The sequence below is a fragment of the Streptomyces roseochromogenus subsp. oscitans DS 12.976 genome (assembly GCF_000497445.1).
Classification (GTDB): Bacteria; Actinomycetota; Actinomycetes; order Streptomycetales; family Streptomycetaceae; genus Streptomyces; species Streptomyces oscitans.
The window spans coordinates 6,189,172-6,199,928 of the sequence record NZ_CM002285.1 but is presented as its reverse complement, the minus strand read 5'-3'; the positions used below and the strand labels follow the sequence as shown (position 1 = coordinate 6,199,928).

The following is a 10,757-nucleotide window of genomic DNA, read 5'->3' as shown; positions in this document are numbered from 1 at the left end:
CCCGGCAGCTCGCCGGGCGCGGCGCGGGGCGCTCACGGTCGCGGTGCGCCGGCGGGCGCGGGCTCCTGGCGCAGCCGGCTGTACCGCTGGGACATGAAGGCGTCGCCGTATGCGTTCGTGTCCCCGTTCTTCGTCCTGTTCGCGGCGTTCACACTGGTCCCGCTGCTCTACACGGCCTGGTACTCGCTGCACCATGTGCAGCTGTCCGCGCTGGACCACCAGAGCTGGGCGGGCCTGGACAACTACAAGAACCTGTGGTCCTCGGACTTCTTCTGGAACGCGCTGCGGAACACCCTGACCATCGGCGTCATCTCGACCGTGCCGCAGCTGCTGGCCGCGCTCGGGCTGGCGCATCTGCTGAACTACCGGCTGCGGGGCTCGACCGCGTGGCGGGTGGTGATGCTGACGCCGTACGCCACCTCCGTGGCCGCCGCGACCCTGGTGTTCACGCTGCTGTATTCGTGGGACGGCGGCATGGTCAACTGGATCCTGCACTTCTTCGGAGCGGATCCCGTCAACTGGCGGGAGTCCGACTGGGGTTCGCGGTGCGCGGTGTCGTCGATCGTGATCTGGCGCTGGACCGGCTACAACGCGCTGATCTATCTGGCGGCGATGCAGGCGATCCCGACCGACCTCTACGAGTCGGCGGCGATCGACGGCGCGAACCGCTGGCAGCAGTTCCGGCATGTGACGATCCCGCAGCTGCGGCCCACCATCCTGTTCACGGTCGTTGTCTCCACGATCGGCGCGACGCAACTCTTCGGAGAGCCGCTGCTGTTCGGTGGGGTCAGCGGGTCCAAGGGCGGTTCCGAGCACCAGTACCAGACGCTCGGTCTGTACATGTACGACCAGGGCTGGATCATCGGCAACCTCGGCAAGGCGTCCGCGATCGCCTGGTCGATGTTCCTGATCCTGCTGGTCGTCGCCGCGGTCAATCTGTTGCTCACCCGACGGCTGAGGAAGTCCCCATGACGACCAGTGAACTGACGCCGCCCGCGGCGAGGGCTGCGAAGGTCAGGCCTCGCCGGGTGACGGGCGCGGGCAAGCAGCTGCACGCGGGCCCGGTGACCTACGTCGTCCTGACCGTCTTCGCCCTCGTCTCCCTCGCCCCGCTGGTGTGGACGGCCATTGCCGCCTCCCGTACCGACCGGCGCCTGGCCGAGACCCCGCCGCCGCTGTGGTTCGGCGGCAACCTTTTCAAGAACCTGCGGAGCGCCTGGGAGCAGGCGGGGCTGGGCACCGCGATGCTCAACTCGGTGATCGTGGCGGGCACGATCACCGTGAGCACGGTGCTGTTCGCCACGCTGGCCGGCTTCGCCTTCGCCAAGCTGCGCTTCCGCTTCTCCAACCTGCTGTTGCTGCTCACCATCGGCACGATGATGATCCCGCCGCAACTGGCCGTCGTACCGCTGTACTTGTGGATGTCGGACCTCGGCTGGTCGAATCAGTTGCAGACGGTGATCCTGCCGAGTCTCGTCACCGCCTTCGGTACGTTCTTCATGCGGCAGTACCTGGTGCAGGCGCTGCCGGCCGAACTGATCGAGGCGGCCCGGGTGGACGGGGCGAGCAGCCTGCGGGTCGTCTGGCACGTGGTCTTCCCGGCCGCGCGTCCGGCCATGGCGGTGCTCGGCCTGCTGACGTTCGTGTTCGCCTGGAACGACTTCCTGTGGCCGATCATCGCCCTGAACCAGCAGAACCCGACCGTACAGGTGGCCCTGAACTCGCTCGGCACCGGCTATGTCCCGGACCAGGCGGTGATCATGGCGGGTGCGCTGCTCGGCACACTGCCGCTGCTCTTCGCCTTCCTGCTGTTCGGCAAGCAGATCGTGGGCGGGATCATGCAGGGGGCGATCAAGGGCTGATCGCCGGCCGGCATGGGCTGACCGCCGGCTGAACTGACAAGGGCTGACCGCCGCTGAAAAGGGGCCGGGCACCGCCACCCGGCCCCTCTCCTCTCCCCACCCCTTTCCTGGGTCTCCTACGACCTAGATGGGAGCGCTTCCATGCCTGATTCCGTTTCCCCCTCCCCCGTGGCCTTTCCCCCCGCCTTCCTCTGGGGCACCGCGACCTCCGCCTACCAGATCGAGGGAGCGGTGCGGGAGGACGGCCGTACGCCCTCGATCTGGGACACCTTCAGCCATACGCCGGGCAGGACGGCCGGCGGTGAGACCGGTGACATCGCCGTCGACCACTACCACCGCTACCGCGACGACGTGGCGCTGATGGCCGAGCTGGGCATGAACGCGTACCGCTTCTCGGTCTCCTGGCCCCGGGTGCAGCCGACGGGCCGGGGCCCGGCGGTCCAGCGCGGCCTGGACTTCTACCGCCGCCTGGTGGACGAGCTGCTGGCACACGGCATCAAGCCGACCCTCACCCTCTACCACTGGGACCTGCCGCAGGAACTGGAGGACACGGGCGGCTGGCCGCAGCGGGACACCGCGTTCCGGTTCGCCGAGTACGCACAGCTGGCCGGCGAGGCGCTGGGCGACCGGGTGGAGCAGTGGATCACCCTCAACGAGCCCTGGTGCAGCGCCTTCCTGGGCTACGGCTCCGGTGTGCACGCCCCGGGCCGTACCGACCCGGAGGCCGCCCTGCGCGCGGCCCATCACCTCAACCTCGCCCATGGCCTGGCGACTTCGGCGCTGCGCTCCGTGATGCCGGCCCGCAACGAGATCGCGGTCAGTCTCAACTCCTCGGTGGTACGGCCGCTTTCCCAGGACCCGGCCGATATCGCGGCGGCCCGCCGGATCGACGACCTGGCCAACGGGATCTTCCACGGCCCGCTGCTGCACGGGGCGTACCCGTCGTCGCTGCTGGAGTCGACCTCGCCGATCACCGACTGGTCGTACGTCCACGACGGCGACACCCGCACGATCAACGTCCCACTGGACGCGCTGGGCCTGAACTACTACACCCCGTCCCTGGTGTCCGCCGCGCCGGGGAAGGCCGAGGGCCCGAGGGCGGACGGCCACGGCGCCAGCGACCACTCACCCTGGCCGGGCGCCGACGACGTACGGTTCCACCAGACGCCGGGCGAGCGCACGGAGATGGGCTGGACGATCGATCCGACGGGCCTGTACGACCTGGTCATGCGGTACACGAGGGAGGCACCGGGCCTGCCGCTGTACGTGACGGAGAACGGCGCGGCCTACGACGACAAACCCGACCCCGACGGCCGCGTCCACGATCCCGAGCGCATCGCGTACCTGCGCGGCCATCTGTCGGCGGTCCGCCGGGCCATCACCGACGGCGCCGATGTGCGCGGCTACTACCTGTGGTCCCTGATGGACAACTTCGAGTGGGCGTACGGCTACGGGAAGCGGTTCGGGGCGGTGTACGTGGACTACGGGACGTTGCAGCGGACGCCCAAGTCGAGTGCGCGGTGGTATGGGGAGGCGGCTCGGACGGGGGTGTTGCCGACGGAGTGAGGGGCGGAGGGGCGGGGCGGCACCTCGGGTTCGGTGCCGCGCTGTCGTCACTCGTTCAGCCCCAGGCGGGCGAGCAGTTCTTCCAGAGCGGATCGTTCCACCATGTCCAGGCCTTCGGCCCAGCGGTCCACGTGGCTCGCGGCGAGGCGGCCGGGGCCGTCGGCGCGGTGGTGGCTGACGGTGATCTCGGCGATCCGCTCCGGCCGAAGACCCGGGTCAGCGCTCGCCGTCGACCTCGCCGCCCGCGATCAGAAAGGGCCGGACCGGGCTGCCGTCCGCCGGCACGGCCTTCGGGGTCAGGGTGACCTTGATCCGCTGGGTCTGTGCGTGGGAGTACTTGCCGTTGGCGCCCGCGTCGACGACCCACAGCCTCACCTTGGCGTCCGCGCCGGCCTCGCGGGTGACGGCGACGGTGGCCTCGACCTCGACCGGTCCCAGTTCGAACCGCACGAGCTGTCCGTCCCCGTCTGCCAGGGCCGTTGTCAGCTGTCCCCTCAACTCGCGGATCATGTCGGACAGTTCGATCACTGCGACCCCCTCGTCCACCGGATGCACCGATGCTACCGGGGGCGCGGCACCCCACCGTGGTGCCGCGCCCCTTCAGGGGGGTGGCGTCAGTTGAAGGCGGCGAAGGCCTTCGAGAAGGCGTACGTGTCCTGGACGATCGAGCTGCAGGTCGGGTCGGCGGAGTTCTTCGCGCCGCCGTCGCACTGCTTGTCGCGGGCCGCGGACCACATCGACAGACCGCCGAGGCCCTTGGACTTGGCGAAGTCCGCCAGCTGGGTGGCGTCGGCCACCTTGAAGACTTCGGTGGAGACGTCGTTGACGCCGATCATCGGGGTGACCGCGACCGCCTTCCAGGCGGCGGAGTCGGACAGTCCGAGGACGCCCTTGACCTGGGCCTGGGTGGCCGTCGCGGCCTGCTGGGCGTAGTCGCCCATGTCGCCGCTGTACGAGGAGCCGTAGTCCATCGCCATGATGTTGACGGTGGAGATCTTCACGCCGTTGGACCTGGCGTTGGACAGCAGGTTCACGCCGTCCTGGGTGAGGCCCTCGGGCATCACCGGGAGGGTGAAGGAGACGTCCAGGTCCGGGTGCTGTGCCTGGAGCTTCGCTATCGCCTTCGCCCGCAGGGTGTTCGCCGCCGTGTTCGGCAGTGCCCCGCCCTCGACGTCGAAGTCGACCTTGGTGAGCTTGAACGCGTCGACCGCCTTGCCGTACGCCGCCGCCAGCGCGTCGGCGGAGGAGCACGTGGTGGCCAGTTCGGAGCCGGAGGCGCCGCCGAAGGAGACCCGGACGTCGCCGCCCTTGGCGCGCAGCGAGCCGATCTGCTGGGCCACCGCGTCGCTGCTCAGGTCGGTCACGCCGCCCCACTTGGGGGTGCAGCCGCCGCCGTCGGTGATGAAGGCGAGGTTGTAGTTCTTCACGCCGGTCGCGCCGGCCGCGCCCACCAGGTCGAAGGCCGGGTAGAGGGAGGTGTCGACGTACGGGGCGAAGCCCGCGGCGGACTTGGTTCCGCTGCCGGTGCTCTGGGAGGAGGTGGGGGTCGGGGTGGCGCTCTTGCTCGGGGTGGGGGTCGCGCTCTTGCTCGGGGTGGCGGTCGGGGCCGGCGACTGGGTCCCGGTGGGCCGGCCGCTCGGCTCGGGGGTGGCGCCGCCGTCCGCGGAGCACTGGGAGTTGTCGATACGACAGCCTGTCGGGGCGCCGCTGCCGTCGACCACGAAGCCGACGGTCACCGACTTGCCGGGGGCGAGGCCCGCGGTGTCCCACTTCGCGGGTTTCACGGTGACGTGCGAACCGCTGACGGTCGACTCGCCGTTCCACAGGGAGCTGAGCCTGGCGCCCGCCGGGAGGTCGAACTCCAGGGTCCAGGTCTTCTCCTGCTGGGCGCTGTTGTTGGTGACGACGTACTGGCCGGTGTAGCCGGTCGACCAGTCGCTGGTCCTGGTGTAGGCGGCGTTCACGCCCGCGGCGTTGGCGGTGCCTGTGAGCAGGACCGCGCCCCCACCGACGACGGCCGCGGCCACGATTCCGCCTATCGCCTTGTTCCTGCCACTGATCCTGCGCCGGTGCGTGCTCATGCGCGTGCCTGCCTTCGCTGTTCACGGGGGTGGGGTGCGGCAGCACGCTAGCGATCCGGAATCGGGCAAATCGCTTGATCGGGACGGCCCTTGCAGACCTTAGGGTTCGCTTAAGGAAGGGATCGGAGACGATTAATGGTCGAGACCAGTCGCGACCGTTTTGCCCCATCGGCGTCTTCGCACCGACCCTCGGTGCCCGCGCCCGACCGGCTTGCGCCCGTCCAGCTGGAACCAGATCCGGACCTCCGTGCCGCCGAGCACCGAGGCGCCGATACGGACGTCGCCGCCGGTGGACTCGGCAAGCCGGCGCACGATGTCCAGGCCGAGACCGGTCGAACCGGCGCTCCCGGAGCCGCGGCCGCGGGCCATCGCCGCGTCCGGGTCGGGTATGCCGGGGCCCGCGTCGGAGACCAGCACGATCACCGCGTCCTCGCCGTTGTGCACGTCGACCGCGAAGGCGGTGCCCTCGGCGGTGTGCCGGAAGACATTGCCCAGCAGGGCGTCCAGGGACGCGGCCAGATCGGCGCGGACCACGGGTATCCGCACCGGCCGCTCGACGCCGGCCACCCGCCACTTACGGCCCTCGTCCTCGGCGAGCGCGGACCAGAACTCCATGCGCTCACGGACCACTTCCGCCGCGTCGCACCCGGCACCGGGACCGGCCGCGACGGTCTGCGGCTTGGCGTCCCGGGCAGTGCGGATGATGGTGTCGACCTCGCGCTCCAGCTGGGCGACGGCGGCCCGGGTCTGGTCGGCGGCCGGGCCCGCGCCGAGGGAGGCCGTGTTCAGCCGGAGCACGGTCAGCGGGGTGCGCAGACGGTGCGAGAGGTCCGCGGCCAGCTCTCTCTCGTTCGCGAGGAGCTGGACGACCTGGTCGGCCATGGAGTTGAACGCCACAGCCGCGAGCCGCAGTTCGGTCGGGCCGTCCTCCGGCACCCGGGCACCCAGCCTGCCCTCGCCCAGTTCGTGCGCGCCCCGGACCAGCCGCTGGGCGGGCCGCACCATGCGCACCCCGAGCCGGTCGGCGACCGCGACCGAGCCGAGGATCAGCCCGAGGCCGACGGCCGCGAGGACCGCCCAGGCCGTGCCGACGCCGTTGGTCACCTCGGCCTCGGGGACGTAGACCTCGACGACCGCGATGTCGCCGGAGCCGAGCGCGACCGGCTGGAGCAGGGCCGATCCGCCGGCCACGGTGGTCGTGGAGGCCCGGCCCAGTTTCCGAACGGCCTGGATGTCGCGGTCGGCGGCACGCTGCCGGCCGAGGTCGAGCGCGGACCGGCCGCTGCCCGCGGGCAGATGCACGGCCATTCCGGAGTCGGCGCCGGCGGAGGCCACGACCCGCTCCAGTTTGTCCCGGTCGGTGGTGATGGACAGTGCGGGCGCGACCGCGGCGGCCTCCCGCTCGGCGTTCGAGAACGCGCGGTCGCGGGCCATCTCCTTGACGACCAGGCCGAGCGGCACGGCGAAGGCGACCACGACCATCGTGGTGACCGCCAGGCAGACCTTGACCAGGGCCCATCTCATCGCGCCGGCTCCCCGTCCATGGGTGGTTCCAGCTTCACACCGACCCCCCGGAGCGTATGCAGATAGCGGGGCCTTGCGGCCGTCTCCCCCAATTTCCGGCGCAACCAGGACAGATGGACATCGATGGTCTGGTCGTCGCCGTAGGACTGCTGCCAGACCTCGGCGAGGAGTTCCTTGCGCGGGACGACCACCCCGGGCCGGCCGGCCAGGAAGGCGAGCAGGTCGAACTCGCGGCGGGTCAGGTCGAGGCGGGCCCCGTCCAGCTCGGCCTGACGGCGCAGCGGGTCGACGGTCAGGCCGCCGACCCGGAGCACGGACGAGGGCGCGGCCTCGGCACCCACGGAGCGGGACCGGCGCAGCACGGCCGCGATCCGCGCGGAGAGGTGGTCGACGGAGAACGGCTTGGTCAGATAGTCGTCCGCGCCGGCGTTGAGCAGCCGGACGATCTCCGTCTCGTCGTCCCGGGCGGTCGCGATGATGACGGGCACGTCAGTGATGCCGCGGAGCATCTTCAGCGCCTCGGAGCCGTCCAGGTCCGGCAGTCCGAGGTCCAGGATGACCACGTCGAAACGGAAATGGGCGACCTCGCGCAGCGCTTCCAGTGCCGTACCGACGCTGCGCACGGTGTGTGCGGCGTCGGTCAGATGCCGGATGAGCGCCGAGCGTACGAACTGGTCGTCCTCGACCACGAGCACACTTGCCATGCGCCGCACCGTACGCCATGCGGCCCACACCGGCGGGAGCCTGTGGATAACCCGAGGGGTGTGCGTACGGCCGTGCCCCTGAGGCAGTATGGCCCGCGATGCGCAGAGGACTCGTACACGTACTGGCGTGGCTGCTCGCGACGGGAGCGGCGGTCACGCTGTCGTGGTGGGGTGTGCACACGGTGATGGCCGGGACGGCGTACGACGCGCCGCGCGCCCTGCCGATCACGGCCGCCGACACGACCACGCAGGGCACGCAGTCCCTGGGCTCGGCGACACAGCGGCCGTCCCCGTCGCGGCGGCCGTCGACCAGCCCGGCGGCACCGGCCCCGACGCACACCGCCCGGACTCCGAGCCAGTCACCGACCGCCTCCGCCTCCGCTCCCGCGGCGTCCGGCCAGGTCAAGTCCTACGACACCGACGGCGGCCGGGCCGTGTTCGAGCTGGGCGGGTCCAGCGCCACGCTCGTCTCGGCGACACCGGGGGCCGGCTGGTCGATGCAGCTGTGGAAGACCGACACCTGGATCCGGGTGGAGTTCAGCCGGGGCACCAGCCGGGTGTCGGTGTTCTGCACCTGGCACGACGGGCCGCCGCATGTGGAGGTCGGGAACTACTGAGCTCCGCTCGGAGTGCCGAGAGGGGCCGTGGTTCGCCTGCGGGTCCGCCGTGGCTGGTCGCTCCGGCAAGTTCTCGGCTTCGCTCGCACCCGGGGACCCCATCGCGGCGGAGCCGCATGCGGAGCCGCATATCGATACAGCCCCGCGCCCCTACGTGTGTTCTTCAGCGGAACACCGAGGGCGGCGGGGCCGGCGAGGCCACGGCCGCCGCGTCCGTCACGGGCGCGGCGCCGCCGGTGAAGTCCGTGAGCGGCTTGCCGTGTTCGACCCGGGCCGGGTGCGGGTCGGAGGCGGCGCGGCGGGTGAGCTCGGCGAGCGGGAGCGGGGCGTCACAGGCCACGAGGATCGCGTTGCCGAAGCGCTTGCCGCGCAGTACGGCAGGGTCGGCGATCAGCGCGAGTTCGGCGAACCGGGCGGCCGCGGTGGCGATCTGGCCCCGCAGATGGGCGAGCGGCGGGCCGTCGGCGAGGTTGGCGGCGTAGACCCCGGACGGTTTCAGGGCTCGGCGGACCTCGTCCAGGAACTCGGTGGAGGTGAGATGGGCCGGGGTGCGGGCGCCGCTGAAGACATCGGCGATGATCAGGTCCGCCCAGCCGTCCGGCACCTTGGCGAGACCCTCGCGGGCGTCCGCCGAGCGGACCCGGATCCGGGCGTTCGGGTCCAGCGGCAGCTCCCGGCGGACCAGTTGGACCAGGCTCGCGTCCCGCTCGACGACCTGCTGGGTGGAGCGGGGGCGGGTGTGGGCGGCGTACCGGGCGAGGGTGAACGCGCCGCCGCCGAGGTGCACGGCGTGCACGGGCTTGCCGGGCGGGGCGACGAGGTCGATGACATGGCCGAGGCGGCGCTGGTACTCGAAGGACAGGTGGGCCGGGTCGTCCAGGTCGACGTGCGACTGGGGCGCGCCGTCGATCAGCAGCGTCCACGCGCGGCCCCGGTCGGGGTCGGGCACGAGCTGTGCGAGCCCGCCGTCGACCGCCTCCACGACGGCTTCGGCGGCGGCTGACCCGCGCCGCCTGCTCCGGGTGTTCCTGGACCTGCCCATCGCATCATTTTCGCAGGTCGCCCGGGACCGCGCCGCACCGGCGGCGGTCCGCCCCCGCGCGGCCGGTGCGAGCCGGTGCCTCACCTGCGGCTGCCGACCGCATCGGTTCACTCGCGGTTGTCGACCGCGTATCGGCTCACTCGCGGTTGTCGGCCGCATCGGTTCACTTGCGGTTGTCGGCCGCCTCGATCAGGCGGGCCGCCTCCCCGAGGGCCCGGCGCAGCACCACAGGGTCGGTGGCGAGGTCGGCGTCGCCGGGCGGCAGCAGCCAGTCGGAGCCCTCCACCGGTGGCTCGGGGTTCGGTGTGAGTCCGCGTCCGTCCGTCTCCGTGCAGGTGCTGCCGGGCACGTCCCAGCAGGCCGCCGTGCCGGCCGGGACCAGGAAGCCGAGGGTGGCACAGCCGCCGTCGTGCAGCACGGGCCCCACCGCGTCGCCGGCGCCGCGCCGCAGGATGTCGACCGCCTCGAGGCCCTGCCGGGCCGGCACCGTCACGAGGTCACAGGCCGCCGGGTCCTCCTCGGACGACGGCGGCGACGGAGGTGACGACGGCGGCGTACAAGGTTCGTTGCTCTGGCTGGTCTCCATGCCGGCCTCCACCACACAGCCCTGTTGCGGTCCATGGAGTCCAACGCACGAGCGCGTCAACGGCTACGGCACAAGTGCGCCGCAAAGGATGGCACTTCATGGCAGATCATGGATGAGATATCCGGTTTGTAGCTAAACACAGCGTGGCGGGTCCTTCACAGCAGGTACGTTCATGCCCGCCGGAACCAGGGCGCCACTCGGACAACTCGTCCCGAATCCGTCCCGGATCCGGCATGGTTCGACGGTTCGCACGAGAGGACCCGGCCATGGCGTCGTCAACCGTGACCTCGTCACAGCCCGAACGGCCACCCCGGCCCAACCTCGCCTTCCGGCAACTGCGCGGCAGGCGTTCACCGGCCGAGTTCGCGGCGCTCGTACGGCGCGCCGCGCGCGAGATCGGTGAGCGGGTGAGCTGTGACGCCCGTTACGTCGGAAGGGTCGAGGCGGGCGAGATCCGCTGCCCGAACTACGCCTACGAACGGGTGTTCCTGCACATGTTCCCCGGTCGCACGCTCACCGACCTCGGGTTCGCGCCGCGCTCATCCGTGCGCGGCCGCGCGGCGCGTACGGCGGCGGACGCGCCCGAGGCGCTCATCACCCATGGGCGTCAGGGGGCGGGTGAGACGCCGGGGGCGTTCGAACCGTATGACACACCGGATGTGCAGGACCCGCACGAGCCGTACGCGAACGACCACCTGAACCACGAGGAGAGCGACGTGCTGCGTCGCGCATTCATGACCGGCGGAAGCGCCACCATGGCCGCCGCCACGCTGAG

At 71.3% G+C, this 10,757-nt stretch carries 10 protein-coding genes and 1 pseudogene; 5 read left to right on the top strand and 6 right to left on the bottom strand.

The features are described 5' to 3' along the window. The 3 genes from M878_RS76410 to M878_RS76400 form a co-directional block, all read left to right on the top strand. Positions 1-972: carbohydrate ABC transporter permease (locus M878_RS76410; protein ID WP_023550378.1), on the top strand; the 972-nt coding region annotated here is incomplete at its 5' end. After that, positions 969-1,862, top strand: a complete 894-nt coding sequence (locus M878_RS76405; protein WP_023550376.1) for a carbohydrate ABC transporter permease — start codon at positions 969-971, stop codon at positions 1,860-1,862. The genes M878_RS76410 and M878_RS76405, both read left to right, overlap by 4 nt. A 141-nt stretch (positions 1,863-2,003) precedes the next feature. Beyond that, on the top strand, positions 2,004-3,428 hold the full coding sequence (locus M878_RS76400; protein WP_031225882.1) for a GH1 family beta-glucosidase: 1,425 nt from the start codon (positions 2,004-2,006) through the stop codon (positions 3,426-3,428). Positions 3,429-3,644: 216 nt separating this feature from the next. Here M878_RS76400 and M878_RS76395 read toward each other — a convergent pair whose 3' ends face one another. From M878_RS76395 to M878_RS76380, 4 genes are all read right to left on the bottom strand, one after another. After that, entirely contained in the window at positions 3,645-3,956 is a 312-nt protein-coding gene (locus M878_RS76395) for a trypco2 family protein (RefSeq protein WP_023550372.1), read from the bottom strand. A gap of 86 nt (positions 3,957-4,042) precedes the next feature. Beyond that, positions 4,043-5,509 (bottom strand): glycoside hydrolase family 18 protein, encoded by a 1,467-nt coding sequence (locus M878_RS76390; RefSeq protein WP_031225879.1) that lies wholly within the window; start codon positions 5,507-5,509, stop codon positions 4,043-4,045. Positions 5,510-5,641: 132 nt separating this feature from the next. Continuing rightward, positions 5,642-7,033 (bottom strand): sensor histidine kinase, encoded by a 1,392-nt coding sequence (locus M878_RS76385; RefSeq protein WP_023550369.1) that lies wholly within the window; start codon positions 7,031-7,033, stop codon positions 5,642-5,644. After that, on the bottom strand, positions 7,030-7,737 hold the full coding sequence (locus M878_RS76380) for a response regulator transcription factor (protein WP_023550367.1): 708 nt from the start codon (positions 7,735-7,737) through the stop codon (positions 7,030-7,032). Before M878_RS76380 ends, M878_RS76385 begins: the two co-directional genes overlap by 4 nt. A 98-nt stretch (positions 7,738-7,835) precedes the next feature. On the opposite strand from M878_RS76380, the gene M878_RS76375 reads away from it, so the two are divergent. Next, positions 7,836-8,354 (top strand): superantigen-like protein SSL4, encoded by a 519-nt coding sequence (locus tag M878_RS76375; RefSeq protein ID WP_023550365.1) that lies wholly within the window; start codon positions 7,836-7,838, stop codon positions 8,352-8,354. 163 nt (positions 8,355-8,517) lie between these two features. On the opposite strand, the gene M878_RS76370 is transcribed toward M878_RS76375, so the two are convergent. Both M878_RS76370 and M878_RS76365 read right to left on the bottom strand, forming a co-directional pair. Beyond that, positions 8,518-9,396, bottom strand: coding sequence for a spermidine synthase (locus tag M878_RS76370; protein WP_023550363.1), 879 nt, complete (start codon positions 9,394-9,396; stop codon positions 8,518-8,520). Between the two features lie 163 nt (positions 9,397-9,559). Then, positions 9,560-9,982 (bottom strand): hypothetical protein, encoded by a 423-nt coding sequence (locus tag M878_RS76365; protein ID WP_209445560.1) that lies wholly within the window; start codon positions 9,980-9,982, stop codon positions 9,560-9,562. Between the two features lie 266 nt (positions 9,983-10,248). Between M878_RS76365 and M878_RS000000100225 the strand changes: the two are divergent. Then, positions 10,249-10,757: pseudogene (locus M878_RS000000100225) on the top strand (hypothetical protein); the annotation flags it as partial.